Below are 24,775 nucleotides of genomic sequence, written 5' to 3'. Positions count from 1 at the left end.
TTAGCTTGTGACTAATTTTGAAGAATGAATAGATGATAGAAGGTTATCAACGGAATATTCCGGCGGCCATAATGTGATGGACCCACCTGATCCCATCCCGAACTCAGAAGTGAAACGTCATCATGCCGATGGTAGTGTTGGGCTTCCCAATGTGAGAGTAGGTCACCGCCGGTTTTTTATTTGCTTAGTTTATTTTGTAAATACGATTTTAAACTAACCCTAATAAAATCAATTACTTAGATATTATTTTAAAGAAAACTTTGTATTTTGTTAGGGCGTTTAAGAAGTAAATTAAGCAAATAAAAGAATTTTTGGCAGCCATAGTGCGATGGTCCCACCTGATCCCATCCCGAACTCAGAAGTGAAACATTGTAACGCCGATGGTAGTGTTGGGTTTCCCAATGTGAGAGTAGGTCACTGCCAAACACCTAATTTGCGGAGTGGTAGTTCAGCTGGTTAGAATACCTGCCTGTCACGCAGGGGGTCGCGGGTTCGAGTCCCGTCCATTCCGCCAAACTTATTTAGGGGCGTAGTTCAATTGGTAGAGCACCGGTCTCCAAAACCGGGTGTTGGGAGTTCGAGCCTCTCCGCCCCTGCCATCTTAAAACCTTTCATTTTCAATAATTTACTACATTGAAAAAATTTTCTTGTGAGAAATCGTCATCTTCGTGTGGCGTAAATGTGACATTATTCGCAAACTCAATCATGTGGTCAGCGTTTAAGTGTGCATATTTTTTCACCATTTCTAACGTTTCCCAACCTCCCATTTCTTTTAGCGTGTAAAGTGGCGTTCCGGCTTGAACGTGCCAGCTTGCCCAAGTATGGCGCAAATCGTGAAAGCGGAAATTTTGAACATTGCTTTTCTCCAATGCTTGATGAAAATCATGCCAATCAATGCGCCCTATTTGCTTGTCGGTGCCACGGTGAAAAACAAACTCATTGCGACGGGTTTTATATAGCTTTTGCAGCAAATCCAAAGCCGTGTTATTCAACGGTAATGCACGTGCCTTGCCTGATTTTGCCACGTCATTTGAAACAATCGCAATGCTGTGGTCAAAATCCACTTTATCCCACGTCATGGACAAAATTTCAGTCATTCGCGCACCGGTGAACAGCGCAAAAGAACAAACATTTTTCATCCACGCCAAATTCAAGTTTGAAATCAGCGTTGTGGCTTGCTCCTTGGTAATCCAACGCACGCGCACTTTCGGCTCAACGAATTTTTTCACATAAGGGATTCTATCAATCCAACCATTTTTATAAGCCAGTGAAAGCACCCGCAAAATGGACGTACGATAGCGGTTTTTTGTCGAAGGTGATAATGGTTTTTTATGAGTGGTTGAGTATGTCGGCAAATTAGTCATAATATCTTCGCCTGTGATATCACTCAATTTCCAACCACCAAAAACAGAACGCCAATAAATGGCGTGTCTGCGGTTAGTATCAAAATCCTTTTTCAACTTGGCATCTTCCACAAATAACAACAAGGCTTCTTCAAATAGTTTTGGCGGTTTCTTGTTAAGATGCGCCATATCCCATAGTTCTGCTTTGATCTTATCGTGTAATTCTTGGGCCTTTTTCTTTACTTCAGTCCCAGTGCTTCGTCTAATTCGTTCGCCACTCGGTGTTGTAATATCGAGCCAATATGTGTTTCCTCTCTTGTAGATTGACATTTATTCTTTCCTCCATTTTTAATATCAGTCAATCCAACCAATCGGATGACATTATTTTTTCTTTTTCTGCAACGGTCAAGATCTTCCCTAAAAACGCGCCAAGCTTTCGAACCTTCCATCTGGAAAAAGCCCCATTTAAAACGGTGTGCAAAAACGGTGCTATAACTTAAATTCAGGAGGTCGGCGACCTCCTTTATCGTTAAAGTGCGCTCGGATTTTGTTGTGTTTTCTTCTTCTGTAATCACAAATCACCCTCTTTCACAAATACGCCATCAATCATACGCCCCTTGCGGTCTTTGATTTCATCCCATGCCGCTTGCACACAATCGTGTATATCTAAATCAAAATAACGTGCAACTTCGACTATCTCAATAAAGAACAAACCAAATAAAGCACTAATATTTTCTGGACTACTTAACTCATAACTTAAACGATTCAAGCTTGACAATGCTTCAATTAAGCGGCTTTCAATATCAACGTTAAAATATCTGCATTGATCAGTAATTTCAGCAGATGAACGCATTTCATCTTTCTTGCGTTGTGCGGCCAAAATCACCATCACCACAAAGCAATCCCCAATGCTATCTTTCACCACGTCGATTTTATTTTTTGATACGCCACTACATAGCTCCCCGAATTCTTCCATCAATTTTATGAATTGTTTTTTCGGTGTAGAACCTTCAATCAAATTGCGAGCTTCTGCCCAATTTTCGATGTTTTTAATAAGTTGTGTTAAATCTGTCATTTTTATTTCCTCTAATATTCCAACTGTGCCAAAATATCTTCAACAGTATTTGCTACCAAAACAAAATTTGCACCTTTGCTTGTTGAATACTCACTTGTGATGTTAGCGTCATATAACCGTTCACAAATTTCATCAACTGCTTTTACCCCATCATCTGAAAGCCACAGAATTGTTCCTGTTTCTAGGATTTCTGAAAAATCATCATCACAACGGCTAGAACCATCGCAAGGAATATCTTCGCATTCTATAAAATGGGTAATTAGATCGGCATTAAGATACATTTCTAAATGCTCATAACCGTCGCTCATATGCTCAAGTTTTGATGTTTTGCCAGTTTTCCCCATAATAAAATTTTCTTTCACGAAATTTAATTTTAAAAATTTACTCATTTCTAACCCTTTTTTTGATTAATACACCTACATTTTCCCCAATCTTTCCCAAAATCCAGTCACTTTCTGACTAAATTTTTTTACAGAAAAGAGCGGTATTTTTTCTTCTTTAATGAAAACGTTGTCGTTTTCGCAATGAATCCAGCGATAGTCATTAAGCCGTAACCGTCCATATTTAACTAATAGCTCAATTTGTGAACCACTTATCATAAAGCTGACCGGTAAAAGTGCATTTTTTACCTTTTGTTCAATTTCTGAACGGTTACAGTTACTGACACAAGTCCAAGCGTCGCTACGCTCCTTGTCTGTTTCGGTGGTCTCCGCATTGGCATCAGTTGCAACATCTGCCACAGTGCCTTTTTTGATAACCCAATTTTTTAATTTTGTTCTTACGCTTGCAAAACTGAAACGATTTTTCACCCCCACAATTTTCTTTCTTGTTTCGCCGTATTGGTTCGGCTCGCTTTCTTCATATTCCGCGCACAACGGCTGATCTTCACGTTTAGCCATTGCGCCCCCTTGTAAATCTAAATAACTGGCAAAACAAGCCACATCACAAACCGCTTGCGCGTCTGCAATGGTCTTATCATCCACATCATCCAACTGCCATTTCTCTAATTTGCGTAATTCACGCCACACAGAAATTGGCGGATTGCCGTAAAACTGGAATTGACGAATGCCCCAAAGGTTCGCCCACGCACGCACACGTTGCACGTTTTCGTCTAATTTCAATCCTTCCACTTCGTCCGATGTTTCGTCTTTCTGATTGCCCGCATAAATATTTTTGGCAATGTATTTCGCAATATAAGAAACGGCAGAACCTTTTGCAGGGTCGATTTCATCAACACGGCACCGGTGTTTTTTCGCCCCGAATTCATCGCCGTCTAACTCTAAAGCTTTTGATTTAAATAAACGGATCACTTCTTCTTTATCTTCCGCTTTCACATACACAAGCAAGTGCCAGTGCGGTGTGGCATCATGGTGTGGTTCAACGCCACGCATACCAAAAAAGCCGATGCCACGTTTAGCAAACAATGCACGCAACTGCGCCCAATTCTTGCTTAAATAAACGTGCGTTGTGCGTGGGTCTGCACCTTTCCATTTCTTGTTATTTGTGCCGTTGTTGTGTGTCGCATGGAACGATGAAGGGGCGGTCATGGTTAAGAACAATGACACATAGCCTTTTTCCGTTGCCCATTCGTCTACGCCACGCAAGCGGTTCATCATCTCGTTAAAACGGATAGCAGGATTACCGGAAGATTTTTGCCACATTGCCATCAATTCTACCTGTTCGGATGGATCGTCAATGTTTTCAATAATCATCTGTTTTAAATATTCAAGATTGGCTTTTTGTTGATTGCGGTAATCGCTCAATGCACCGGTTGAAATGTACGGGCTGACTTTTGCCGATACTTCACCACAGCCAATCGCCAAATGCTCGATAAGGCGTTTTTGCGTGCTGCGTAATGTGCGGAACCAATATTTTTCGCACACCACACGCAACAATTCGCTTTCTTGTTGTTGCACAGAAAGGCGCTTACCTTCTTCAAGGCGATGTTGGCTTTTAAGTGGAAAGCCAATGTTCTTGCAAACATCAGCGCAAAGGCGGTGCAGTTCACTGCTTAAACGTGAAAAATCGACCGCACTTAATAGCCCAACGGCTTTTTGATTGGCACAATCTTCCACGAAATCGCTTTGTAATCCGTTGAAGTGCAAGGCGAGTTTGTAGGCGATCTCTTTTAATTGGCGTTCGCCTAATAGATAAAAATGCAAACCTTGATTATCCACAGGCTTTTGCATTGCCAAGTTGGCGGAATAGCGTTTGCGTTCAAGCAACCACGAAACAGAAATGCGATATTGCTCAAAAACGGCTTCCAAACGATTGGTCAACACATCACGCAATGTTGTGTTAGCAATGCGGGCTTGTTTATTGCCAAAGCTAAAACTAATTGACCCATCATCTTTCACACTGCGATAAGCACGCAACCACACATTGCGGAAGTGTTCCCGTTGGCGTTTGCGTGGCAAATCGGAAAGCAGTTTTTCAACATAATCAAAATGATTAGGAGCAACCGCAAACAGCTCAATTTGTGCAGCGGTTGCTTGTGGCAAGTCTAAAGTGCGGCCAGTTTTTGACGTACTTTCCATTCTTGCCACACGAGCTTCTTCCATCGCTAATGCACGTTTAGCAATGTTTTCATCTCGTTGTTGCTCCCAGTTCATCATTTTCTTTCTATACTCTTATAAATTGGCTAAATATTCATTATGTTGGTCGAAGTAGTCTTTAATTGCTTGATTTGTTGAATTGATCGCACTTTCCATTTCGGAGAGTGAAAGCACTTCATATTGTGCTAATGAAAAGTTGTAGACTTCGTTTATCGCCCCCATAATCGTGTTATGTAATCGTCCAATCACTCGGGCTTTTGGCTTTCTCATGCCGTTATTCCCAATGATTTCCAATAATTGGAAGCGGTCGCCAATCTTGGTAATTTGGAGTTCTGCCCCGCAATCTAAATTAATGTAAATCCCCTCACTCATCTCTTTCTCCCATAAATACTTGAAAATCGATCATTCTTGTTTTTTTCACCTTGATTGCGCCGGTATCTATTGCGGCTTTAAAACAGTAATCGGCTCTTGCAAAGCACCAATCCGCATCAGATTTACAAGGTGCTAAGTGATAGCCTGTTCGCCAATACTGAGCAGCTTTAAAAAATAAACGGGTGCGTTCTGCTTCTGCGGCAGTTTCGCAAGCGCGGTCAAAGGCTAAAAATTTCTGTCTCATAATTGTTTACTCCGTTGGGTAGATTGCCATTGCTCCCATTCTCTGTATTTCTGTAAAAAGATTTGGCGTGTTTTTGTGGCCAAATCGCCATTTTCAATAAATTCGTTAAATGCTTGTCTTGCTTGTTCTTCATCGCCTTTGTCTAAGTGGTAGATGTAGGCAAATAGGTGTTCCTGCGTTTTATCTAATTTTTGATAATATTCCTTTGCCACAACGCTCAATGCGCCACGACTTAAAATAACGGTTGCCATACCTTCCCCTTAACTTGCCTTATCAATCAATGTGAATTCACGTTCGGTAATCCCTTTCGGAAACATCCCCGAAATCAACCGCACTTTGCGAAATGCCTTGGCGATTTTGCGTTGACCGTTTTCGGAGTAGTGGTGTAGTTTCTCGCCTGAAAATGTGGTGCTAACTAAATCGTTGATGTCGAGTTCTGCCATCGCCAACAGGATTTCTCTTTCGCTTTGTGAAAGGTTGTTGAAAGCGTATTCCACGCGATAGCGACTTTTGCCGATAATGTGGCGGCAATCGCCCCAACTTTGCACCGGTTCAACTGCAATTTGATTTTCTTTGCAGAATTTTGCCGCCGCACTTTCTTTGCCTGAAACGTACATCACACGCCCCCTTGCTTATTTACCTTGAACCCAACTTAACCAACGACCAAACATCCCTTGCTTGCTCCAACTGGCTTTTTCAAGCAATGCCACTCGGTCGTGGATGCTTTCACTCAACATCACTTGTTGTTGGTTTAATCCAGCTTGATGATTAATGTGACGGCTGATGATTTGAATTTGCGCTTCCAACTTTTTCACACGTTTTTCTAACGCCCATACGTTCACACGGTCTTTGCGTGTTTTACCGTTGTCGTAGGTGTATTTTTTGTTGCTCATTTTTGGGTTCTCCTTAAATTTTGGATGCAAAAATCCTGTCGCATGAATTTCTTCAAACGACTGTGTTTAAAAATTTTGATGGGAATTAAAGACTAGATGTCGATTTCTTGCTGACGCTCGTCAATCTGATTTAACGGCTTATTCGCGCTTAATGCTTCTGGGCGGTCGTTATAGATTGGCGTTCTCACTCTCGTAATTTGGCTTTGCACTCTTAATTCTGTGCCGCAGTTGTTGCAGTAAGCCAACACGTCGATTGACAATAAACCGATCTTTTCGGAAGTTCGCACACGGATGTTGTTACTTCCGCAATTTGCGCATTTATGATCTACGTTCACTATTTACCACCTAATTTGTTATACTCTTTTTTGTTATCAACTCACAAGGAGCCGCTATGTCTAAAAAATACGACCTTGATAAACTTATCGAATTACAAAGGGAAATCATTAAACTTGCCGACCCTTTAACCTCCGAAGATTTAGCTAAGGTAGGGTTTGTTCTATTAAATCTTCGAGCTGTGTACGACATTGATTTATCTCAGCCTCAACCGACTCAGGTAATTCGCGAGTTGGGTCAAGAAATGCCAGTGATTTTAAAAGCGTTGCAAGATTATCTTGGAGTATGAACAAATTAAACTGTTGTCGTAATAATCTTCCTTCAGTAAGTCTTGCTTCTTCACGTAAACGGAATAATGTTTCTAGTTGTTCCGTTTTTTTATCTGTTTTTTTCATACACACCACCTTTTCTATTTAACTATTCCGAATCACTGCCCAACCGGCATTGACGCGGGAACGCATTCTTCTAATTTCAAACGGATAAAATCTTGTAATTCGCGTTTGTCTTTTGCCGCTTCAGTTTCCAATGCGGCTTTAAAACTTGCCGTCACACGAAATGCAATAATTTCGGATTTCAGCTCACGTTTTTTTCCTGTTTTCGCCATGCCCTTTCCTTTGTTGTTTTTGTTTACTTTGTTATACTTAACTATTAAAAAACCCACTGGAATACACAGAACGAACCTACTGCAGAACAGACAAGACATAACCCCTGAAAATAGCCATAAATTGCGCGGTGTTGTTGTTCAAGTTCGTCTATTCTTTGCTGGGTTTGTTTTTCTTGTTCTTTTAAGGTTTGTTCAAGTTCCAATACGCGAACCCATAATTGTTCATCGACTTTTTTAGCCATAAGGCACTCCTATGTTCGAAAAAATAAAAAACCACCTGCTTTTTATAAAAGACATCATCATTGATACCGTGGCTTATTGGGCGACATTCGGGTTAGTTTATGTCTACACTCGCTTTGCACTTGTGCCGGAAATCAATGCCGATATTCAACTTGTTATATTGCTGTTGATGTCATTCGTGATTTATTGGGTATATAAAAAAACGATTCCGTACACCAAAAACTTGCACATTCAAGGACAACATTCCTACTTGTGTGGCGTTTGCATTTTCGTCTTTGCACTCGGCAGTTTTAGCCAAGCGGAACTACAACAATTTGGCTTTAATTTCAGCGAACTTCCGCAACAAGCTATAAAACAATACGCCACACTAAAAAGCTTTTTTTACTTCATCGGTATTTTGGCGTTGCCACAACTGTTAAAACAAAAAACTGGCTAGTATTGCCATTGTGTTTCTGTGTTTGTTTACATTGTTTGAGATATTATAACTAAATCTTTTCTAAATCAATATGTGATTTAAAAAAGATTTAAAAAATCTTATGAGGAAATCAAAAATGAAAGAATGGTACTCGGCAAAAGAGTTAGAAGGGCTAGATGGATTGCCTGCTCAAGCAACAAATATCACTCGCAAGGCAAAAAATGAAAATTGGAAAATGCGCGAAGCCAAAGGTATAAAAGGCGGTGCGTTTGAATATCATATAAGTTCATTTCCTGATGTAACGAAAAATGCATTGGGCTTTACTGACGACACGGTGCGCGTCGTTAATCTGCATGAACCTTTGGCAAAAGACACTATCCGAGTAGAAATTTTGGATATTGAAGCCAGTGCAGGAAATGGCACGTTTTTAACTCGGACAGAACAAGGCTTATTAGCACAAGAGTTTGACTTGGATTTCTTCCGCCGCCAATTTGGGCGCACCGATGCTAAAAATTTAAAAATTATTGCGGTGAAAGGCGATAGCATGGCGCCGACATTGGAAAGCGGCGATTTACTTTATGTCGATGTATCAGAAAATTATTTCAGTGCCGATGGGCTTTATGTGTTCACCTTTGATGATCACACATTCATTAAACGCTTGCAAAAACGTGGCCGAGAAATGTGGGCGATGTCCGACAACAAAGAAAAATACGAACCTTGGCAAATTCACACCGACGACCCGATTTATATTCATGGGCGCGTGGTGTTTAGCTTGCCGATGAAGATGAAGAAGTGGTAGCGATTAACCCGAAGGATTTGTAGGGGGGAAATTATCATCAACATAACAAAAGATAAAAATGGATAGAGAAAATGAACTTTGTTTCACTTATTAAAAATGATGCTGATTTTGAGGTTTTTACGATTTCCTGTTGTGCTAAGATTCTTGGGCGTGGCGTAGCTGGATTTTCTAAAGGTCCAGATGGTGGGCGTGATGGTTCATTCTCTGGAACAGCAAATGATTTTCCAAGCGTTACCACACCTTGGAAAACCGAAGGAAGTAAGATTGTTGTTATTCAGGCAAAACATACTCAAAATTTTGATGCCACAACAGGACGGAAAGAGTTTAAAAGTATTGTTGAGGGAGAGCTTCCTAAACTAAAAAAAATGGTAGAAGAAGGGAAAATCGGTTTCTATTTATTAATGACAAATAGAAAAGAAACGGGGAAATCTCATCCAGAGCTAATTAATCTTATTCACCAACAAACAGGTTTACCTTATGAAAATATTGCAATATTAGGTAGAGAATATCTTGACCGTTTAATTGATAGTTATCCCGAAATCATTAAGGAATCGGGGCTTGAGCATTTAATTGAAGTTTATGCTGAGTTATTGACAGCCAGTCATATTGCATGTGTAATAAGGAAATGTAAGTCATTAGTTGAATCAACAAAAAATAGTCAACCGCAAGACAATGACAGCTTGTTAGAACGTTGTGATTTAGCCACAAAGAATGAAAAAAATAATGCGTCACCTAATTTTGCTGAAATAATGATGGCTTATTTTGACCCTTACATTCGACAGATTGATGATGTATTACGCAATCCAGAGAATAGTGCGTTAAAAGAAGACTATAAAGATCTTGTTTTAGATACTAAAGCCAAACTTGAAGCCCTTTATAGTGATAATTATATAAATAGAAGATTGGAAGATTTAATTTCTCATTTTGTTGAAAGTGAAAAGAGCCATGGCAAAGATTTTGAGAAAAGAGTTCGAGTATTGGTTTATTATATGTATTGGAATTGTGATATAGGTCGCAAAGAGTAGGATATGATAAAAATTCAACCTGATAAATATACGGATCCTGACAAATCAGTTATGTATGCTGCAACTTTAATGTTGAAATCATTAAAGGCGGGTAGATATGTCTCTTTTGATAAATTACTTTCCGTTGTAAAAAAAGCAACGGATTGCGACTATGTTTTATTTATGCCGGCAATAAATTTGCTTTATTTATTGGGTTTAGTTGAGTATCACCAAACAAATGATTCCTTTGAATATATAGGAAAATAAAATGCGATTAATGAAGCTTTACTCAAATAAAGAGAATATTTTTAAAACCTTAATGTTCAATAACGGTGTCAATGCAGTTGTTGGAACAGTTATGAGTAAACAGAAATATTTAGATGATGGAAAAAAGCATTCCCATAATCTAGGTAAATCTACATTAGCCCAAATTATTGATTTTTGTTTGATTTGTGAGCATAAAAAACATGTTTTATTATCCGTAGATAAGCTTAATGACTTTGAGTTTTACCTTGAAATATACTTAAATGATTCAAAAACGGAAGAAATCCCCCAGTATTTAACAATTTGTAGAACTGTGCGTAATCCTTCAAAAATAAGTTTTAAGAAGCATACTTCCCCCAATCAAGATTTTCAGGGATTAATGCCGGATGAGTGGTCAGCTTATCAACTAAGTTTTAGGGAGGCTCGTAGCTATTTAGAAGGTCTGTTAGGATTTAAATTTCTAAGAGGATATTCTTACCGTAAATTTTTTGCTTACTTGCTTCGTACGCAGTCTGATTTTACAGATGTATTCAAATTAAGCCGTAATAGCCGTTCAAAAGATAAGGATTGGAAACCTTTTCTATCTCGTTTGTTGGGATTTGATGATGAGCTATTGAGCCGTTTGTATAATAAAGAAGATGAAATCAAGGCGTTAGATGAAGAAATTAAATTAAGAAAAAGAATTAATCGGGTAGATCATAAAGGATTTTCTGAAATCGAGGCACAAATTGCATTTATTAAAACACAAATTTCTAATGCTGAAATTGCATTGTCAAAACTTGACTTCGGAAGCGAAGATAAAGAAAGTATCCGAAAATTGGTCGATAATATTGATGATAATATTGTTTCATTAAATGCTCAGTTGTACCAACTAGAAGGGCGAAAGCAACGCCTTGAAAGCTCCTTAGAGCCAACAAAGATTCTTTTTGATACAACAGAGGCTATCTCTCTTTTTAAGGAAGCAGGCGTGCTTTTTTCTGATCAGTTGAAAAAAGATTTTGACCAACTAATTAGGTTTAATCAGGCTATTAATCAAGAGAGAAATGAATACTTATCTAATGATTTGAGAAAAACAGATTCTAGAATAGAAAGTATTCAATCCCGCTTGATAGAACTAAATCAAGAAAGAAGTGAAAAATTATCATTTCTTAATGAAAAGGAAATTTTTGAAAAATATAAACAAACATCTGCGTTCTTAGATAAAAATAGAGCTGAGCTCATTCTTTTAGAACAGCAAAAAAGCGTTATTGAAGATCTCTTTAATGCAAATGCTACTTTAGCTGAAGAAAAGCAGAAACGCAGTGATTTGGTTCAATCTATTGAACAAGACTTAACCTGTAAAGTGCGAAATGATTCAAATAGTCAGTTTATTAAAATTCGGGATTATTTTGTTTCAATTATTATGGCAGTCGTTGGAGAGCAGGCAATTATTAAGGTCGAGCAAAATACAAAAGGATATATTGATTTTGATGCTTATTTCGAGAATCAGGGCGTAAAAAATCATAAAGATAAAGGAACATCATTTAAAAAGTTACTATGTATTGCATTTGATATGGCAATCGCTCGTTATTATGCTGAGCAAGGTTATCATTCTTTTATTTATCATGATGGAATCTTAGAATCGCTTGATAATAATCCTAAAAGGAATTTATTAAATATTATTCGTGAATATTCACAATTTGGTATTCAGCACTTTATTACATTATTGTCAGATGAGGTTGTTACATTATCAGATAATGGTGTTAAACCTGATGAAATTATTCTTGAATTAAATGATGCAGAGGATAATACAGGAAGATTATTCCAAATGAATACTTGGTAACAGATAGCCTACGCAACACGTAGGCTTTTTTACAAGGAAAACCCATAAAAAGCTCACCGCACTTTTTGCCTTACTGCCATTCTAAAAAATTAGGCAAATATTATGCCTTTGGATCGTGTGAAATTGTCGGACTTTCTGATAATTGCGTGATGTTCAGTTTAATCGTATTCGTGTGGAAAACTACGCTTTTTACGATTCCTATTTTATTTTTTCACCTTTTTCACTTCCACTTCTTCATCTTCCACTTTCATTTCACATTCAATTTGACTGGTAAAGCCGCTATCTGAAAGATTGTGTGTCACTTTGGTAATAAGCCAAGTTGTGGCGTCAATTTCTGCCTTGAACCCTGCAAGCTCAACGATAGTTTCCGGCATCAACATGGGGTCACCAAAAGCAAGCGTTAGATTAAATGTGGCAACGCCTCGTTTTAACTTATCAAAAGCGGATTTAGCGGCAATAATTGCCGTTTTTTCGGTCGCGTAGGTGTGGCGTAATGTCTTTATTTGTGTGCTGTCGCTTGTGATGGGTTCTTGTTGCACAACTACATTGTATTTTCGTTTGCTTAGCCGTCTGCCTTTTACTGTACCATTTTTCAACGTTCGACCTTTTGTCATACGTTGTTTTTTCACAATAGATGTGTTGGTATCTACCGTTATTTCGCCGCGTTTGCCGCTATCAGGGTCGTGCCAATAGGCTCGGACGGATTTATAGTTTTCGCTTTCGGCAATCGAAAAGTTGTAATTGTCTCCTTGTTTTTTTGTAATTTGATAAGCCGGTAAAGGCTTACCACTTACACTTTGCCCTGCACCTAAATTCATAAATAGCAAGACGCCATTTTTCACGGTCGCCATAGCGTCATATTGCTCGGCAAGGCGAGTTAATAGGTTGATGTCGCTTTCGTTGGTTTGGTCTATATGTTCTATCAGCGCATTGTGTAATCCTGCAGCAACAAAGCAATTTAAACCGTGTGACTTGGCGATTTGCTGTACTAGGTCGCCTAGGTGAATTTGGTGGAATGAGCGTTCTTTTTGCTCGAATAGACTGCTTTTTAGATCTGCGCTTCTTGCTCGAATTGCTAATCTATCCGGTGCGCCGCTAAACTGGATTTCGTCTACGATGTAACTTCCTTTTCCGACTAATTGTTCTCCTTTCCAACCTAGTGCAAGATTAATCGTGACGTTGCGCGATGGCAAAGCTAGTTTGCCGTCATGGTCGGAGAGTTCAATTTCTAGCATGTCAGCTTCCAGTCCTCGATTGTCGGTAAGTGACAGGCTAATCAGCCGATCAGCAACAACGGTTGTGATGTCTTTCTTTTTTTTATCCTGCGTTACAATTTCTACTGAAAATTGAGGTGTGCGGTGATTGGTATCAAAATCAAACATTAGAATTCCCCCATTATTGCATCAGCAATGGCAATCAACATTGGGTCGTCAGTGCGTTTTAGGTTCATGGTGAAGTCAATCGCACGTGGCGCACCATCACCAAAGAATTCTGTGCGGGTTTCTTGGATGTTTTCGATCACAAAAAAACCGATAATTTCAAAGGTTGCACCATCAATTAGCGGAAAGGCACCGCCACTGTCTGCCATTAATTCCAACGCTTTAATGGAAAATCTTCCGCCCGTGATTTCGGGGATAAGTCGTCCGCCGATTGTCACGGTTTCGCTTTCCTTACCGGTGAATTGTGATTTTGGCATAGCACCCACAATCGCATTAGTTGGATGTCGCCACGTTGATGTGCGGTCTAAGCTTTGGAAAGGCACGGTTTGCCGTGTAAAAACGAACATACCAAGTGCGGCTAAAGCAAAGTTTTGAAACATTATTTTTAATCCTTAACTTCGATTGGCTTTAATACCAATAAAACATCAATAAAAATAATCCAGCCCCAACCATCGATTTTGTTGTACATCAGAAATGTTGCGCACCCTGTGACGGCGACGATTGATAGAAAATAGCAAAATAAGACTAAAATTGATCTCATGATTTATTCCTAAAGAAAAGTGCGGTCAAAAAATCCCGTGATTTCTGACCGCACTTGATGAATTAGCGAAAGAGAAATGCAATGCCGAAAATCACAAGCAACCAAAAAACAACAAGTGAGATTAACAGCCCACGCCATACAATATGCCGTGGCATATTTAATACATAATCAATCATTTTCTGTTTCATTCCGTTCCCTTGCTTTTTCTCGCCATGTCATTAATTCGGCAAATGTCATTTGCTCAAAGGCTTGTGGTTGCCAATGGAAAATCAGTGCAATATCCGCCATGGCATCTTCTACCGTGGCGGCAATCATTATTCGGTCGCTTCCGCTTCCGAATTCTTCCCTAAAAAACCGACAGCCACCGCCGCAAGCTCGGTGAAGTCTGCCACTTCCATTGTGGAAAAGTCTGATTTATGCAACACAGGATTTGTAACGCGAGTGAGTAACACTTGTAATGCATCCACGTCCATTTGCAACACGTCAAACATTTTTAAGCCTTTTAATGCCGGCACGGTGGGTTTGTTGACGGTGATTTCGGTGATTTTGTTTTCGCCACGCACAAGTGGATTGGTTAATGTGATCACTTTGCTGTTTTCGTTTTTCATTTTTTATACCTTTAAAAATGCCACGCTTAAGCGTGGGGGAGTGATTTAATAAAAGCCCCTTGCGGGGCTAGGTGGTGATTAGATGCCAATCGCTGAACGGTGTTCTGCTAAACGGTCAGTGCCGCCGACAATAAAGATTGAGTTGAGCAAATCAATCTCGACCAAATCTTTGCCGTTTTCGATGATTTTGTAATAGGTTAATGGCACGGTGTAGCTTTGTTCGGTGTCATCGCCTGATTTGCTTGTGCCGTTGTCAATTTCACTGAAACGACCACGCATAATCAATTCAATGGCGGTGACTTCTTCTGTGTCGTCTTGTTGGTATGCACCCGCAAAACGTAATGCCGAACCGTCAATTTTGCCGCCAAATTCTTTAATGAGTTCGGTCATGTAACCGCCCATTTTGAATTGCGCTTCCAAGCCTTCCACGCCTAAATTCACTTTCACTGGACCAATCATGCCGCCTGCACGGTATTCTTCCAGTTTCATTGCCAATTTAGGTTGGGTGATTTCGGTGACTTGACCACGGTAAGAATTACCGTCTGCCAAGAAGTTCATGAGTTTTAATTTACGTGGTAAAGCCATTTGTTATGCTCCTACTTTGGCAATCTCTGCGGCGAATTCCACAAGGTATTCATCGCTGATGTATTGGTTAAAGCCTAATTGTTCTAATGGCGGAACAGGGCAGTAATCATAAGACACAAGCAATTTTGCATCTTTTAATGTGGCGGCAGTGTTCAGTGATGAATTGATAAATGCTTTACCGCCGATTAAGTAACCTTTCGCCACATATTCGCGCCATTTCGCGTTGATCGCTTCCACGATTTCTTTCACCAACATTACGCTGATGTTTTTATCTACAGCCCAATCAAAAGATTGTGCGATGGTGTCTTTCAACACTTGTGCGGTGCGGGTGTAGTTTTCGTAGATGAATAATTTGTCTGCTGAACAGGTGCGTAAGCCCCATAATTTGAAGCCATTGTGATTGACGCAACAGGTGATGCCTTGTTCGTTTAGATAGTTGACATCGGTTGCACTGTCATTAATGTCGAATGACAGTGGCTTAGTGACACCGGTCACGCCAGTTAAGCCTTTGTTCGAAATGGAGGTGTGCCAGCCGTATTCTTTATCTTGATATGCACGCATTGCTGCCGCACGAACCACGGCATAATCGATTTCAGTTTGCTCGGTGTTTGGGTTAAACGACAAGAAGTCCCCAAAAATCAGCATTAATTCGCGTTGTGAGAAATTGCGGCGATAAGTGACCGCTTCTTCTTTGGTTTTTGCTGAACCGCACGATGCATACACAAAGCCATTCAATTTTTTCGCCACGCTTAAAAGCTCGGTGGTGACATCTTGGCTGTCATACTTCGGCGCGCAGAAAATACGCGGTTTCACGCCACAAACGGCAGCAGAGACTAAGAACGCTTTTAAACCAGTGTAATTGCCTTCGCTGTCCACTGTGCCGATGACGTTTGCTTTCATTGTGCTTTCGTCATCGCTTTCTTCCACACGAATGACCACAACTTTACAATTTACAATATCCGCAATGCCATCCAATGCACGGGATAATGTGCCTTGTTTACCGGCTTTCGCTTGGACTTCTGCGGTGATACCGGTTAAAAGAGTGGGTTTATTGAGTGGGAAAACAGTTGCATCTGCATCAGGTGCGGTTGCCACTAAACCGATCACAGCAGTGGATGATGTGGTGAGTGTTCGCAAGGCTTCGGCAATTTCCGTTACCTTGACCCCATGGAGATATTCATCAGACATATTTTAGCCCTATGGTTTCTATTGGTTAAATAATGTCTTTATTGTGATCGAGAGAATGGAGCGGTGCGAGCGGTTGGATGTGTGAAAGGCGAGGCAACAAAATGCGGTCAATTTTGACCGCACTTTTAGTTATTGTGTTGATTGTGTGGAAAATTGTTCATCGTGCTGTTTGCCGCTGATTTCACTTTCATACGCTGTACGACAGTGATTGCTATCGCAGAACAAGCCATTGATGACTCGATAAAGCACACGCCAACGCTTTTTCGGTTGTGGTGTTAACATTGCCCCACGGTATGTTCGGCTTGATAAGGTTTCATCTGCCGCACCACCGGTGAGTGCATTAAAGAGTTGGTCAATCGCAATAACAATATGATAACCATATCTTTTTAGTTTAAGTTTAATGTCCATGCGTCAATTTCCTGTTCAATAGCGGTTAAATCATCAGGCGTTTTTAAAGTTAATAGGCGATCTTCAAATGCTTGTCTTTGCCCGATAATGACACCAATTGTTATGGCAAATTGAGCAGACTTTTCAATCACTTTTTCAACTAATAATTCAAATGGGACACCACGCACTTTAGCAATTTGTTTTAGCATTGGTGTATCGGCGCTATGATCGGTTTGCCATGCTAAGGCTTCTTTCTCTTGGCGATAGAAACTGTCGATTTCGGTTTGTGGATAGCCGACTAATAAGCCTGATTTCAATGTGTCAGCTTTGTTGGCAAGCATGATAAGTAATGATGCTTTACGTTGGGCAAAAAATTCGGCAGCTTTTGTTTCATCCTTCACCCATGTCGTGCCATTCCACTTACAGGGTTCAGTAAGCGGTGCAAGTGCGGTTAAATTGTCTGGCAATTCGCCCAACGTGATGTGCTCCACTTTCTCTCCAGTCTCCGTGTTGTAATAAGAACCACGATGGTCGGCTTGATATTGCCAACTGTTATCTGCTCGTACAATCACAAAGCCTTGTTTGGGTTGTGGTGGGGCATCTAAATAGCTTCCCGCCGAAAGACTTCCTCCTTCGCTAACAAATTCAGTTGTACTGTGGCTGTAAATTCCCTGATAATCCGTGGAATAGACGGTGATTTCGCCACTGGTTTCGGCAAAGCCTTCAGCATTAAATTTTACTGCCATAAATTCTCCTTACTCAGCCAAGCAGATATAGTTAAAAGTGATATTGCGCGGGCGAATCATCCCAACATAAGGCACCTGGTTATCTATAGCAAAAGAGCCTGGCTTCGCGAACCAGTTGGCCGCCCGATTGTCAGCAACTGCCGTTGTCATCTTTATACTATTAGTTAAACTGGAATCCGTTTTATCCCAACCGAGGTTTTCGGCTGTATTGCCAGACGGAGATACCACGTTGTTGACCTGGTAGTGCGCTTCTTGGACTAACAATGAGCCATATTGCCAACTTAATAAATCCCGTCCAGCGTCAACGCCACGGCCATTATCCCAACCACGGATAAATTCACCGCGCATATCCGGCAATTGCCCTGACGGATATTTCTGTGCCAATTTTGGATAACGACGAGTATCAAATTGCTGTCCGTTCATAGCCAAGCAACCTGTTGGGACGGTAGAGAGCGGATAAGGAATAGGGATACCAATAAATAAATCATGTAAGGCATTAAAATCAGTGGCGTTGGCTTTTTTCCCGATTTCAGCAAGCAACGTCGCTTTTAAGTTTGCATCGCCTGCTAACGCACGGGCTAATTCTTCCAACGTGTCCAATGCTGCAGGCGCAGAACCTACCAATGCGGCAATTGCGGTTTTTACAAATTCGGTTGTGGCAATTTGTGTGTTGTTCGTGCCTAATGCAGCTGTTGGCGCGGTTGGCACGCCAGTGAACGCTGGGCTGGCTTTAGGGGCGTAGCCTGTGCGGTTTTGGTTGATGGTGTCTACTTGGTCTTTTAAATATTTGGTTCGATTGGCGAGCTGTTTTGCTTGAATGTTAATTACGCCAAGCTCTCCGCCTAGCACCTTATCTTGTTTTTCAATGAGATAAATATCCTCTTCCCATTGTTGTTGCTCAGTAATTTTTCCCATTTATACTTCTCCAAAAGTAAAGTTTCCATCGAAATTGATCTCGCCATTCCACCGATGGCCTGCCCGTGTAAAATTGAATGCAACCAAATGACAGCGTGCAGGGGCATTTTCATTTAAAATTCGCCGCACTTGTTTTGATTCTTCAATAGTAATGGGCTGATGTAGCACAATTTTGTATTCTGCCCAGTGCATTTCTTCATGTTCGAAGGTTTCTAGACCATCAAAATTCAGTTCGCCATTCCATGTTTTAAGAGACTGGTTTTCGATAATATCTACCTCACCATAACCCACGGATTTCATCACACGGCGAATCGCCGAAATTGTGCCCTTGTGTTTGTGAACATGAATGCTATTTAAAATGGCTTGTCGTTTGCTTTCTTCGCTCCATTCGTCATCCCATTCATCAATTGAAAGAGACCAGGCAAGCCATGGCAAGAGGTCTATAGGGCAATGCTTTGCGCTCCATAAGAGGTGAATCGGAACAGGTATTTCTGAAATTGCTGAAAACGTATTTGATAATTGTTTTTCTAACTTAGTTGAGCCCGTAGGCAGTAGATAGCTATTCATCTCGACCACCTACGTTAATTTGAATTTGTGTGCAATATGCCGCTTGGTTTGGCTGTACGATTAAATCTGCAAGCGGTTGAGCCAATTGCACGTTCTGTACGCCTTCTTGATGTAGAGCAGCGAAAATACCTGAACGAGTTATATCAATGCCAAGTGCGTGTTGTTTTTTCACATAATGGGTAATGGCTTGATTGATATTTGTCATCACCGCACTTTCTAGCACAGAGGGGTAAAGCGTGAGTGTTGCGTGGATTTCATAAGGTAAAATCACTGCACTTTCGACTAGTACGGTGTCCGTTAGTGGCCGAATATGTTCGGCATTTAGTTGCTTTTCTACGGCGGAAATAAGTTCACTATTTGCAGTACCTTGCCCTTCGGTGGATAAAATTACCACTTTAACCGTGCCGGCCGTTGGGCTTGTAACATCAACATCTTTTACTTTTGCCGAAGTAGAAAGTGCATGAAACTCATAGCTTGCACGGCTTCCTGCTGTGGTTAAACCTTCTAGCGACATTTGTATGCGTATACGGTAACGGTCATCGTCTTCATATTGTGCCGAGATGGGCGGCCGCGTGGTTAAGTCTTCGGCATGAATTAACAATCGAGCCACTCCAAATAAGGCTCCTAATTGGTCTAAATCCGCCCCTGTAGCATAGGCAAGCATGACGGCTTTGGCGGATTCGTTAATACGAGAACGCAGCAATAATTCTAAATATGCATTTTCTTCCAGTAATTTAACAACCGGTTCACTTTCTAACTGCAACCGAATCTGCCAATGCTGTCGTGCATCGTCATTTTCTTGTAGCGATAGAAATTTTTCTTTACGTTGTCCAAGTAAGGTTTCATAGTTCAGCTCTTGTACAACTTTGGGGGCGGGGAGGTTTTTTAGATCAATGATTTCACTCATGCTTTACCGCCTAACCACACATCATCATAGTTAATGATGTTATTTTGATCTTTTGTTCTGCATACAATGGTGCAATTAATCCCATTCGATGTGATTTGGGGCTTAAATTGACTAATGATGATTCGAGGTTCCCACTTGTTTAATGCCATCACTGCGCTTGCTGCGAGTTGTAATAATAAGATTGGGTTCATTGGTCGGTCGATAAGTTCAGGGATACGGCTACCATAATCTCGGCGTTGTAAACGTGAGCCGATTGGTGTCAACAAAATATCCGCAATCGACTGTTTGATGTGTTCTGTTTCGCTTGTGATTTTTCCGCCTGTAAATCGATTCATTATACAGTTGCCTTACTTGTTCGTGCTTTTTCACCTTGTGCAACGTGGACGTGATTTTGTAAGCTAATTTTGCCACCTTTGATGTCGCCACTTGCTGAGACGTTGCTTTGCGTACTAATTTCGCCTTTGCTCTTTGTTGTTCCGGTTGTAGATAAATTCCCATCAATATTCACATTGCCTTTAATGTTGACAGTGAGGCATTCAATATGGATTTGATTATCGGCTTTAATGTTGGCGGTTTTTATTCCTGTCACAACCAAATCGCCGTTTGCTTGGTTGTAGGTGATTTTGGCGCCGTCTGCAAATTCGATCACGTGTTCATCGGCTGAATGGCTTGGACTGTTTTGAGTGTAAAGCCCTGTGATGATGCACGCTGTTGTCAGTTCACCACTTGCCGCCAAGATGATGCATTGTTCGCCTTGTGTTGGCGGTGACCATGTTTTTGTCGTGCCGGCTCGCAAGGTGATGAAGGGGATGAAATCCGTCAATATTTCACCGCACTTTACCCGTGCTTTTGCTTGTGCATAATCGACTTCGGCAATTAAGCCAAAGCGGATGATGCTTTCAATTCTGCGGTTGTTATCGGCTGACATGGGCGGATTTCTACTTGTAATAATTGCCCCTATTTTTGGTGAGTTTGTTTGATTTTGCGAGTGTGGGGGAGTGTGAAAGACTGGGTAACAAAAAAGCAAGTCTGGCGATGGCGACTTGCTTATTCTGTTCGGTCAATGATTGGATTGGGAGTATCCCATTCGCGTGGGAATGGTTCGTGTTGTGGGGAAAAAGCGATAATCACAATATGTTCATCTGATATTTTTTGATAATGAATTACAGGTCCTGATGTTTCACCGTCCAAATTCATTTTTAGCCCACTCATAGGGGAATAGCTAGAACCTTCATTGTAAGGGCCACAGTGATAATGCCATATTTCGTTTTGTTGATAAACCTCTGTATTTGGAATGTCATTGAGATTATCATCAATCCAAGAGGGTTTATTTTTACCTCTTAATCGTTTTCCTTGTTCAATGGATTGCATAAAATCAAAGATGAGCTTCTTTTCTTCATCAGACATGGCTTGAATGTCTTTAAAAAAGGGCGTGTTTAAACGCCCTTCTTTGAATTGTTTCGATAACTCAATCTTCATTTGTATCCTACATCATCATTGCTTTTTTGAAATCATCAAAAGAATCTGATGATTTGTAGGTGTATCCAGCATCTTCAGGTGTTCGATAAACGCGTGATAAAACCACTTTATCTGATTCTTTTTTGTATTTTTCTGATTTCACAATATTACAAAACATATGCATTTTATTACTTAAATTATTTAATTCTGAAACAAGTGTAGGATGGTTCAAATCAAATTGATTCATTTCTGAAATAATATTTGTAATTAGATGATCATACTCATTCGTTTTTTCTTCTAGAGATTGGATATCATTTGTAGAAATCACATTAAAAGCTTGCGGAGCTAGCGAAATAGCAAAGTCCGTCAATGCTGAAGTAACTTGCACAAGATTTATTGCATTACTTGCAAATTCATAAAATGCTTGCTTCTCTTGAGGGCTTAATCTTAGTTTCTGAACGCTAACAATCTGCACTGTTTCTACTGATTTTACTTGAATGTTTAATGCAGCAGGGACCACAAGACATGCAGAAATCGCCGCTGTTTTTAATTGCTTAAAAATAGGTTCTAAGCCTTCAAAAATAGGGTTTAATGATAGATTCGTCATAAGTCACCAAAGAATAAAATTCTGCGAAGTTTACAACTTTTCGCTGAAATATAAAACTATTTTCTGTCATGTGCAACAAAAGGGCTTTCACCCTTTTGTTTTTATCCCCGATCAGTCATTCGACTTCGCATTCTTGCTTGTTGTTGTCGGTTTATGCGTTCAATTTCTGCGGCGACAAGTTGAGCGATTTGTCGCTCATTTTGCCCTGCTTGTGCATTAATGGTGATATTGACCGCCATTGGTTGCATGGTTTGGCTGATGCTTGGCCGTGCCGAAATTGACGGGCGGTTATCCACCTGAATTGGTGCGGCTGTGGCAAGTCCGATACCTAAACCGCCCGCAATTAAGGCTTGTTTGCCGTAATTTAAGGCGTTCAGCGTTGCTACGCCTAGACGGTTTGTGGCTTCTTTGGTCATGACATATTCACCACCGTGGACAATCCCCATCGGCTGATACTTACCGCCGTTGCCGGTATAACCGCCTGTGGCATATTCAGGTATGTTTGCCATGGCTGACATAGTTTGGCCGAGTACGCCATTTCCAAAAGCGGCTTTCATAGTTTCGTCTCTTAAGGCTTTGGCTTTTTGATTTTGCTCGTTGATTTTAGGTAGATTATCAATCAACCACTTCACGCCATCAATTAGCAGTTGTAATGGTGTTAACGCTAAATCAATACCGAAGGCTACCCATTCGCCAAATTTTTTGCCTGCACTGGCTGCAGCATCTAAATCTTCCTTGGTACTTTGTACTGGGGATAAGAAATCAGTAAACCATTTCACTGCTTTTTCAATCCATCCAACGACCACACCAAATGCGGTGCCTAGTGGTTGGAATTTTTCAAGGACAGGGGCGAGACCTGATTTTAATCCCTCCCAAAAACCACCAAAGAAGGCTTTGACTTTATCCCAGTATTTGTAAATCAGCAATGCAGTTGCCATAAAAGCGATGCCTGTCATGGAAAGAAGCATTGGCAATAGTTTAAGTGGCGAAAGTAGCCACCTTGCAATCGTTCCGCCTACACCGCTAATTTTCCCTGCGAATTTTGGTAAAAGGATGTTGAGTTTGCTTACCCCAAGAAATAGGCGAGCAATAGGATAAAGCACGAAACTTAGTGCGAAAGCAAATGCGCCAAACACTGTGAGCGATCCGCCGATTGCGCCTGCAACTAATAACATATTTTTAGCAAGTTTTGGATGTGCCTGAATCCATTTATTACCCTTATCAATCAGTCCGCCAATCTTTTTCATTAATGAATCCAGTGTCGGCGCAAGCGTGCCCCCAATGGTTGAATTCAGGTTAAAAATTTGATTTTTAAAAATACCCCATGTCGATGAAAGAGCTTTCATCCGAGTTTGAAATTCACGGTTCATTGAGCCTTTTGCTAATTCGTCATTGGCTAAGGCAATTTGACGTTTCCATTCATCGGTGTTCTTCACCAGTTTTATAATTTCATCGCCATAGTTTCCACCTACAATATCGGTCAAGACGGAAGATCGTAAATGCTCCGGAATAGTTTTTATGCGCTCTATGATGGTCATCAGTGTGCCTTGAGCATCTTTTACCATACCTTTTTGAATTTTGCTTGAATCTAGCCCTAATGCCTTTAATCCTCTTTTTACCGGCTTCATGGTTGTCGCTCGAGAAAGTCGGCTAAATGTGGAGCTGACCGCATTTGCTGCTGAACTTTCATCGGAACCAAACGTCATAAGAGTAGAACCAAGTGCGGCAACATTTTTATCGGTAATTTTTGCTACCGCACTAATGCCGCCTAGGCGATTCATAAAACCAATAATGGCATCACCTTTCGAAATAGCATTGTCATCAAGATAGTTAATCGAATCAGCCAATTCTTTTGAGTCTTGGATAGATAAATTCCAGTTTTTACTCACCTTACCAAAGTTTTCAGTAAGTTCATCAGGATTTGCCGCATCGAAGGCCGTTGCCATTTGTGTATTTAATCGCACGAACTCTTCTAGCTGTTCTTTTGGTACATCCATCCGAGCTGCTGATTCAATCATATTTGCGATTTCGACGGTAGTTAGTGGCAATTCCGTGGATAGGGCTTGAATTTTATTTTTCCATTCGTCAAATTCAGGCGTGAATTTTCCGGTATTATCTTTTAATCCTTGTACTTGTCTTGCCACTCCCACCATGGCATCTTCGAAGTTCATAAAATCACTTACGGATTTTGCAAGAGGCGCTGTGATGGTTGCACCTGCCGCTGATGCTTGCGCCCCAACCATTTGCGCTTTTCCACTGATGTCTTTTAATGTTTCGACTTGCCCTCGATAACGATTGTAAGCAGCTTGTTTAGCATTAAGTTTAGTCAATGCCGCTTCTTGCTGTCTAATCTGTTGATTTGCGCCTTTTAATTTGCTTTTGAGTGCGTCTTGTCGCTGGGCGAGTGTTTTTGCTGACAACCCTGAGGCGTTTAATTCTTGGCGTGCTTGGCGCAATTTGAGTGCAGCTTGCGCTTGTTCATCTTTGAGTTTTTTTACTGCTTGTTGGGCATTCAAGACCTTAGCACGAAATTCATTTGTTGGATTTTTAGCCGCAGCAAGCTGTTGCGCATAATGTTTAGATTTTTGTTGAGCTTGCGCGAGTTCTTGATTTACCGCACTCAATCTATTTTTTAAAGGGTTGAGTGTTGTTGCATATTTTTTGATAGCCGATTCTGTTTCTTTATCTTGTTTTGTTAATTGTGCGCGAATAGCCTTGTTTTCTTTTAGCTTTTGAGAAAGCGCAGACACTTGCTTATTTGCATTGCGCAAGGGGGCTGAAATTTTATCAATGGCATTTAATAAAACAGTGAGTTGTAAATTATTCATTCTTAATTACTCGCTTTTATTGACAAGGTTCTTTTC

Annotated in this window: 35 protein-coding genes, 2 tRNA genes and 2 rRNA genes; 9 read left to right on the top strand and 30 right to left on the bottom strand. The window is 40.6% G+C overall.

The window, feature by feature from the left end; all coding sequences use genetic code 11:
• Positions 1-58 precede the first annotated feature (58 nt).
• The 4 genes from rrf (CKV74_RS02985) (at position 59) to CKV74_RS02970 (ending at position 599) form a co-directional block, all read left to right on the top strand.
• A 5S ribosomal RNA gene (gene rrf / locus CKV74_RS02985) occupies positions 59-174 on the top strand.
• Between the two features lie 136 nt (positions 175-310).
• Positions 311-426, top strand: a 5S ribosomal RNA gene (gene rrf, locus CKV74_RS02980).
• An 11-nt stretch (positions 427-437) separates the two neighbouring features.
• Positions 438-514: transfer RNA gene (locus CKV74_RS02975), tRNA-Asp, on the top strand.
• A 9-nt stretch (positions 515-523) separates the two neighbouring features.
• A tRNA-Trp gene (locus tag CKV74_RS02970) sits at positions 524-599 on the top strand.
• An 18-nt stretch (positions 600-617) separates the two neighbouring features.
• Here the strand turns inward: CKV74_RS02970 and CKV74_RS02965 are convergent.
• From CKV74_RS02965 to CKV74_RS02905, 14 genes are all read right to left on the bottom strand, one after another.
• Positions 618-1,673, bottom strand: a complete 1,056-nt coding sequence (locus CKV74_RS02965; protein WP_095176720.1) for a tyrosine-type recombinase/integrase — start codon at positions 1,671-1,673, stop codon at positions 618-620.
• Positions 1,583-1,918 (bottom strand): helix-turn-helix domain-containing protein, encoded by a 336-nt coding sequence (locus tag CKV74_RS02960; protein ID WP_231897303.1) that lies wholly within the window; start codon positions 1,916-1,918, stop codon positions 1,583-1,585. Before CKV74_RS02960 ends, CKV74_RS02965 begins: the two co-directional genes overlap by 91 nt.
• Positions 1,915-2,418, bottom strand: a complete 504-nt coding sequence (locus CKV74_RS02955; RefSeq protein ID WP_095176719.1) for a MazG-like family protein — start codon at positions 2,416-2,418, stop codon at positions 1,915-1,917. Before CKV74_RS02955 ends, CKV74_RS02960 begins: the two co-directional genes overlap by 4 nt.
• Positions 2,419-2,429: 11 nt before the next feature.
• Positions 2,430-2,807 carry a hypothetical protein gene (locus CKV74_RS02950; protein ID WP_095176718.1) on the bottom strand — a complete coding sequence of 126 codons (378 nt, stop codon included), beginning with the start codon at positions 2,805-2,807 and terminating at the stop codon, positions 2,430-2,432.
• Positions 2,808-2,834: 27 nt separating this feature from the next.
• Positions 2,835-5,033 (bottom strand): replication endonuclease, encoded by a 2,199-nt coding sequence (locus CKV74_RS02945; protein ID WP_095176717.1) that lies wholly within the window; start codon positions 5,031-5,033, stop codon positions 2,835-2,837.
• 15 nt (positions 5,034-5,048) lie between these two features.
• Positions 5,049-5,345, bottom strand: a complete 297-nt coding sequence (locus tag CKV74_RS02940) for a hypothetical protein (protein WP_007242683.1) — start codon at positions 5,343-5,345, stop codon at positions 5,049-5,051.
• Positions 5,338-5,589 (bottom strand): ANR family transcriptional regulator, encoded by a 252-nt coding sequence (locus CKV74_RS02935; protein ID WP_095176716.1) that lies wholly within the window; start codon positions 5,587-5,589, stop codon positions 5,338-5,340. The genes CKV74_RS02940 and CKV74_RS02935 overlap by 8 nt, the downstream gene beginning before the upstream one ends.
• Positions 5,586-5,840 carry a hypothetical protein gene (locus CKV74_RS02930; RefSeq protein ID WP_007242661.1) on the bottom strand — a complete coding sequence of 85 codons (255 nt, stop codon included), beginning with the start codon at positions 5,838-5,840 and terminating at the stop codon, positions 5,586-5,588. Before CKV74_RS02930 ends, CKV74_RS02935 begins: the two co-directional genes overlap by 4 nt.
• Positions 5,841-5,849: 9 nt before the next feature.
• Complete coding sequence (locus CKV74_RS02925) at positions 5,850-6,206, bottom strand: hypothetical protein (RefSeq protein WP_007242781.1); 357 nt, start codon at positions 6,204-6,206, stop codon at positions 5,850-5,852.
• Between the two features lie 15 nt (positions 6,207-6,221).
• Positions 6,222-6,482 carry a hypothetical protein gene (locus CKV74_RS02920; protein WP_007242699.1) on the bottom strand — a complete coding sequence of 87 codons (261 nt, stop codon included), beginning with the start codon at positions 6,480-6,482 and terminating at the stop codon, positions 6,222-6,224.
• A 92-nt stretch (positions 6,483-6,574) separates the two neighbouring features.
• Positions 6,575-6,817 carry a hypothetical protein gene (locus CKV74_RS02915; RefSeq protein WP_080351297.1) on the bottom strand — a complete coding sequence of 81 codons (243 nt, stop codon included), beginning with the start codon at positions 6,815-6,817 and terminating at the stop codon, positions 6,575-6,577.
• Positions 6,818-6,961: 144 nt separating this feature from the next.
• Positions 6,962-7,210 (bottom strand): hypothetical protein, encoded by a 249-nt coding sequence (locus CKV74_RS10360; protein WP_123947608.1) that lies wholly within the window; start codon positions 7,208-7,210, stop codon positions 6,962-6,964.
• Between the two features lie 32 nt (positions 7,211-7,242).
• Positions 7,243-7,419, bottom strand: coding sequence for a hypothetical protein (locus CKV74_RS10480; protein WP_164703781.1), 177 nt, complete (start codon positions 7,417-7,419; stop codon positions 7,243-7,245).
• A gap of 44 nt (positions 7,420-7,463) precedes the next feature.
• Positions 7,464-7,661 (bottom strand): hypothetical protein, encoded by a 198-nt coding sequence (locus CKV74_RS02905; protein WP_007242647.1) that lies wholly within the window; start codon positions 7,659-7,661, stop codon positions 7,464-7,466.
• 11 nt (positions 7,662-7,672) lie between these two features.
• On the opposite strand from CKV74_RS02905, the gene CKV74_RS02900 reads away from it, so the two are divergent.
• The 5 genes from CKV74_RS02900 (at position 7,673) to CKV74_RS02880 (ending at position 11,963) form a co-directional block, all read left to right on the top strand.
• Complete coding sequence (locus CKV74_RS02900; protein ID WP_095176715.1) at positions 7,673-8,095, top strand: hypothetical protein; 423 nt, start codon at positions 7,673-7,675, stop codon at positions 8,093-8,095.
• Between the two features lie 115 nt (positions 8,096-8,210).
• Positions 8,211-8,873 (top strand): helix-turn-helix domain-containing protein, encoded by a 663-nt coding sequence (locus tag CKV74_RS02895; RefSeq protein WP_007242652.1) that lies wholly within the window; start codon positions 8,211-8,213, stop codon positions 8,871-8,873.
• A 71-nt stretch (positions 8,874-8,944) separates the two neighbouring features.
• Positions 8,945-9,898: an ABC-three component system protein gene (locus CKV74_RS02890; RefSeq protein WP_095176714.1), complete on the top strand. Its 954-nt coding sequence runs from the start codon at positions 8,945-8,947 to the stop codon at positions 9,896-9,898.
• 3 nt (positions 9,899-9,901) lie between these two features.
• A complete protein-coding gene (locus CKV74_RS02885; protein ID WP_039847852.1) occupies positions 9,902-10,144 on the top strand; it encodes an ABC-three component system middle component 8 in 243 nt (80 codons plus the stop codon).
• Position 10,145: 1 nt separating this feature from the next.
• Entirely contained in the window at positions 10,146-11,963 is a 1,818-nt protein-coding gene (locus CKV74_RS02880) for a DUF2326 domain-containing protein (RefSeq protein ID WP_095176713.1), read from the top strand.
• A gap of 203 nt (positions 11,964-12,166) precedes the next feature.
• Here CKV74_RS02880 and CKV74_RS02875 read toward each other — a convergent pair whose 3' ends face one another.
• From CKV74_RS02875 to CKV74_RS02795, 16 genes are all read right to left on the bottom strand, one after another.
• The gene (locus CKV74_RS02875) at positions 12,167-13,345 is read right to left on the bottom strand and encodes a phage late control D family tail protein (protein WP_095176712.1); all 1,179 of its coding nucleotides are present in this window, start codon (positions 13,343-13,345) and stop codon (positions 12,167-12,169) included.
• Positions 13,345-13,782, bottom strand: a complete 438-nt coding sequence (locus CKV74_RS02870) for a phage tail protein (RefSeq protein ID WP_007242691.1) — start codon at positions 13,780-13,782, stop codon at positions 13,345-13,347. The genes CKV74_RS02875 and CKV74_RS02870 overlap by 1 nt, the downstream gene beginning before the upstream one ends.
• Before the next feature lie 329 nt (positions 13,783-14,111).
• Complete coding sequence (locus CKV74_RS02865) at positions 14,112-14,258, bottom strand: GpE family phage tail protein (RefSeq protein WP_005700138.1); 147 nt, start codon at positions 14,256-14,258, stop codon at positions 14,112-14,114.
• Positions 14,258-14,551: a phage tail assembly protein gene (locus CKV74_RS02860; RefSeq protein WP_007242702.1), complete on the bottom strand. Its 294-nt coding sequence runs from the start codon at positions 14,549-14,551 to the stop codon at positions 14,258-14,260. Before CKV74_RS02860 ends, CKV74_RS02865 begins: the two co-directional genes overlap by 1 nt.
• 78 nt (positions 14,552-14,629) lie before the next feature.
• Positions 14,630-15,136 carry a phage major tail tube protein gene (locus CKV74_RS02855; RefSeq protein WP_005700105.1) on the bottom strand — a complete coding sequence of 169 codons (507 nt, stop codon included), beginning with the start codon at positions 15,134-15,136 and terminating at the stop codon, positions 14,630-14,632.
• 3 nt (positions 15,137-15,139) lie between these two features.
• Positions 15,140-16,324 (bottom strand): phage tail sheath subtilisin-like domain-containing protein, encoded by a 1,185-nt coding sequence (locus CKV74_RS02850; RefSeq protein WP_007242681.1) that lies wholly within the window; start codon positions 16,322-16,324, stop codon positions 15,140-15,142.
• 129 nt (positions 16,325-16,453) lie between these two features.
• A complete protein-coding gene (locus CKV74_RS02845) occupies positions 16,454-16,732 on the bottom strand; it encodes a DNA helicase UvrD (RefSeq protein WP_095176711.1) in 279 nt (92 codons plus the stop codon).
• Complete coding sequence (locus CKV74_RS10580) at positions 16,711-17,457, bottom strand: HI_1402-related protein (RefSeq protein WP_007242737.1); 747 nt, start codon at positions 17,455-17,457, stop codon at positions 16,711-16,713. Before CKV74_RS10580 ends, CKV74_RS02845 begins: the two co-directional genes overlap by 22 nt.
• Before the next feature lie 9 nt (positions 17,458-17,466).
• A complete protein-coding gene (locus CKV74_RS02830) occupies positions 17,467-18,372 on the bottom strand; it encodes a phage tail protein (protein ID WP_007242774.1) in 906 nt (301 codons plus the stop codon).
• Positions 18,373-18,939 carry a phage tail protein I gene (locus tag CKV74_RS02825; RefSeq protein ID WP_039847850.1) on the bottom strand — a complete coding sequence of 189 codons (567 nt, stop codon included), beginning with the start codon at positions 18,937-18,939 and terminating at the stop codon, positions 18,373-18,375.
• Positions 18,932-19,846, bottom strand: a complete 915-nt coding sequence (locus CKV74_RS02820) for a baseplate assembly protein (RefSeq protein WP_007242790.1) — start codon at positions 19,844-19,846, stop codon at positions 18,932-18,934. Before CKV74_RS02820 ends, CKV74_RS02825 begins: the two co-directional genes overlap by 8 nt.
• Positions 19,843-20,181, bottom strand: coding sequence for a GPW/gp25 family protein (locus CKV74_RS02815; RefSeq protein WP_007242671.1), 339 nt, complete (start codon positions 20,179-20,181; stop codon positions 19,843-19,845). The genes CKV74_RS02820 and CKV74_RS02815 overlap by 4 nt, the downstream gene beginning before the upstream one ends.
• The gene (locus tag CKV74_RS02810) at positions 20,181-20,774 is read right to left on the bottom strand and encodes a phage baseplate assembly protein V (protein WP_095176710.1); all 594 of its coding nucleotides are present in this window, start codon (positions 20,772-20,774) and stop codon (positions 20,181-20,183) included. Before CKV74_RS02810 ends, CKV74_RS02815 begins: the two co-directional genes overlap by 1 nt.
• 119 nt (positions 20,775-20,893) lie before the next feature.
• A complete protein-coding gene (locus tag CKV74_RS02805) occupies positions 20,894-21,325 on the bottom strand; it encodes a hypothetical protein (protein ID WP_007242662.1) in 432 nt (143 codons plus the stop codon).
• A 7-nt stretch (positions 21,326-21,332) separates the two neighbouring features.
• Positions 21,333-21,911 (bottom strand): hypothetical protein, encoded by a 579-nt coding sequence (locus tag CKV74_RS02800; protein ID WP_095176709.1) that lies wholly within the window; start codon positions 21,909-21,911, stop codon positions 21,333-21,335.
• Between the two features lie 101 nt (positions 21,912-22,012).
• Positions 22,013-24,739, bottom strand: coding sequence for a phage tail tape measure protein (locus CKV74_RS02795; RefSeq protein ID WP_007242782.1), 2,727 nt, complete (start codon positions 24,737-24,739; stop codon positions 22,013-22,015).
• Positions 24,740-24,775 lie beyond the last annotated feature (36 nt).

It is taken from the genome of Haemophilus pittmaniae (assembly GCF_900186995.1).
GTDB classification, from domain to species: Bacteria; Pseudomonadota; Gammaproteobacteria; order Enterobacterales; family Pasteurellaceae; genus Haemophilus_D; species Haemophilus_D pittmaniae.
Note: the sequence above shows the minus strand (reverse complement) of the source record. Positions and strands in the feature narration are given on the sequence as shown.

Excerpts from the sequence above, each read along its gene's own strand:
- CKV74_RS02965 (WP_095176720.1), bottom strand. The coding sequence starts at position 1,673 with ATGTCAATCTACAAGAGAGGAAACACATATTGGCTCGATATTACAACA.
- CKV74_RS02955 (WP_095176719.1), bottom strand. The coding sequence starts at position 2,418 with ATGACAGATTTAACACAACTTATTAAAAACATCGAAAATTGGGCAGAA.
- CKV74_RS02950 (WP_095176718.1), bottom strand. The coding sequence starts at position 2,807 with ATGAGTAAATTTTTAAAATTAAATTTCGTGAAAGAAAATTTTATTATG.
- CKV74_RS02945 (WP_095176717.1), bottom strand. The coding sequence starts at position 5,033 with ATGATGAACTGGGAGCAACAACGAGATGAAAACATTGCTAAACGTGCA.
- CKV74_RS02940 (WP_007242683.1), bottom strand. The coding sequence starts at position 5,345 with ATGAGTGAGGGGATTTACATTAATTTAGATTGCGGGGCAGAACTCCAA.
- CKV74_RS02935 (WP_095176716.1), bottom strand. The coding sequence starts at position 5,589 with ATGAGACAGAAATTTTTAGCCTTTGACCGCGCTTGCGAAACTGCCGCA.
- CKV74_RS02930 (WP_007242661.1), bottom strand. The coding sequence starts at position 5,840 with ATGGCAACCGTTATTTTAAGTCGTGGCGCATTGAGCGTTGTGGCAAAG.
- CKV74_RS02925 (WP_007242781.1), bottom strand. The coding sequence starts at position 6,206 with ATGTACGTTTCAGGCAAAGAAAGTGCGGCGGCAAAATTCTGCAAAGAA.
- CKV74_RS02920 (WP_007242699.1), bottom strand. The coding sequence starts at position 6,482 with ATGAGCAACAAAAAATACACCTACGACAACGGTAAAACACGCAAAGAC.
- CKV74_RS10360 (WP_123947608.1), bottom strand. The coding sequence starts at position 7,210 with ATGAAAAAAACAGATAAAAAAACGGAACAACTAGAAACATTATTCCGT.
- CKV74_RS10480 (WP_164703781.1), bottom strand. The coding sequence starts at position 7,419 with ATGGCGAAAACAGGAAAAAAACGTGAGCTGAAATCCGAAATTATTGCA.
- CKV74_RS02905 (WP_007242647.1), bottom strand. The coding sequence starts at position 7,661 with ATGGCTAAAAAAGTCGATGAACAATTATGGGTTCGCGTATTGGAACTT.
- CKV74_RS02900 (WP_095176715.1), top strand. The coding sequence starts at position 7,673 with ATGTTCGAAAAAATAAAAAACCACCTGCTTTTTATAAAAGACATCATC.
- CKV74_RS02895 (WP_007242652.1), top strand. The coding sequence starts at position 8,211 with ATGAAAGAATGGTACTCGGCAAAAGAGTTAGAAGGGCTAGATGGATTG.
- CKV74_RS02890 (WP_095176714.1), top strand. The coding sequence starts at position 8,945 with ATGAACTTTGTTTCACTTATTAAAAATGATGCTGATTTTGAGGTTTTT.
- CKV74_RS02885 (WP_039847852.1), top strand. The coding sequence starts at position 9,902 with ATGATAAAAATTCAACCTGATAAATATACGGATCCTGACAAATCAGTT.
- CKV74_RS02880 (WP_095176713.1), top strand. The coding sequence starts at position 10,146 with ATGCGATTAATGAAGCTTTACTCAAATAAAGAGAATATTTTTAAAACC.
- CKV74_RS02875 (WP_095176712.1), bottom strand. The coding sequence starts at position 13,345 with ATGTTTGATTTTGATACCAATCACCGCACACCTCAATTTTCAGTAGAA.
- CKV74_RS02870 (WP_007242691.1), bottom strand. The coding sequence starts at position 13,782 with ATGTTTCAAAACTTTGCTTTAGCCGCACTTGGTATGTTCGTTTTTACA.
- CKV74_RS02865 (WP_005700138.1), bottom strand. The coding sequence starts at position 14,258 with ATGATTGCCGCCACGGTAGAAGATGCCATGGCGGATATTGCACTGATT.
- CKV74_RS02860 (WP_007242702.1), bottom strand. The coding sequence starts at position 14,551 with ATGAAAAACGAAAACAGCAAAGTGATCACATTAACCAATCCACTTGTG.
- CKV74_RS02855 (WP_005700105.1), bottom strand. The coding sequence starts at position 15,136 with ATGGCTTTACCACGTAAATTAAAACTCATGAACTTCTTGGCAGACGGT.
- CKV74_RS02850 (WP_007242681.1), bottom strand. The coding sequence starts at position 16,324 with ATGTCTGATGAATATCTCCATGGGGTCAAGGTAACGGAAATTGCCGAA.
- CKV74_RS02845 (WP_095176711.1), bottom strand. The coding sequence starts at position 16,732 with ATGGACATTAAACTTAAACTAAAAAGATATGGTTATCATATTGTTATT.
- CKV74_RS10580 (WP_007242737.1), bottom strand. The coding sequence starts at position 17,457 with ATGGCAGTAAAATTTAATGCTGAAGGCTTTGCCGAAACCAGTGGCGAA.
- CKV74_RS02830 (WP_007242774.1), bottom strand. The coding sequence starts at position 18,372 with ATGGGAAAAATTACTGAGCAACAACAATGGGAAGAGGATATTTATCTC.
- CKV74_RS02825 (WP_039847850.1), bottom strand. The coding sequence starts at position 18,939 with ATGAATAGCTATCTACTGCCTACGGGCTCAACTAAGTTAGAAAAACAA.
- CKV74_RS02820 (WP_007242790.1), bottom strand. The coding sequence starts at position 19,846 with ATGAGTGAAATCATTGATCTAAAAAACCTCCCCGCCCCCAAAGTTGTA.
- CKV74_RS02815 (WP_007242671.1), bottom strand. The coding sequence starts at position 20,181 with ATGAATCGATTTACAGGCGGAAAAATCACAAGCGAAACAGAACACATC.
- CKV74_RS02810 (WP_095176710.1), bottom strand. The coding sequence starts at position 20,774 with ATGTCAGCCGATAACAACCGCAGAATTGAAAGCATCATCCGCTTTGGC.
- CKV74_RS02805 (WP_007242662.1), bottom strand. The coding sequence starts at position 21,325 with ATGAAGATTGAGTTATCGAAACAATTCAAAGAAGGGCGTTTAAACACG.
- CKV74_RS02800 (WP_095176709.1), bottom strand. The coding sequence starts at position 21,911 with ATGACGAATCTATCATTAAACCCTATTTTTGAAGGCTTAGAACCTATT.
- CKV74_RS02795 (WP_007242782.1), bottom strand. The coding sequence starts at position 24,739 with ATGAATAATTTACAACTCACTGTTTTATTAAATGCCATTGATAAAATT.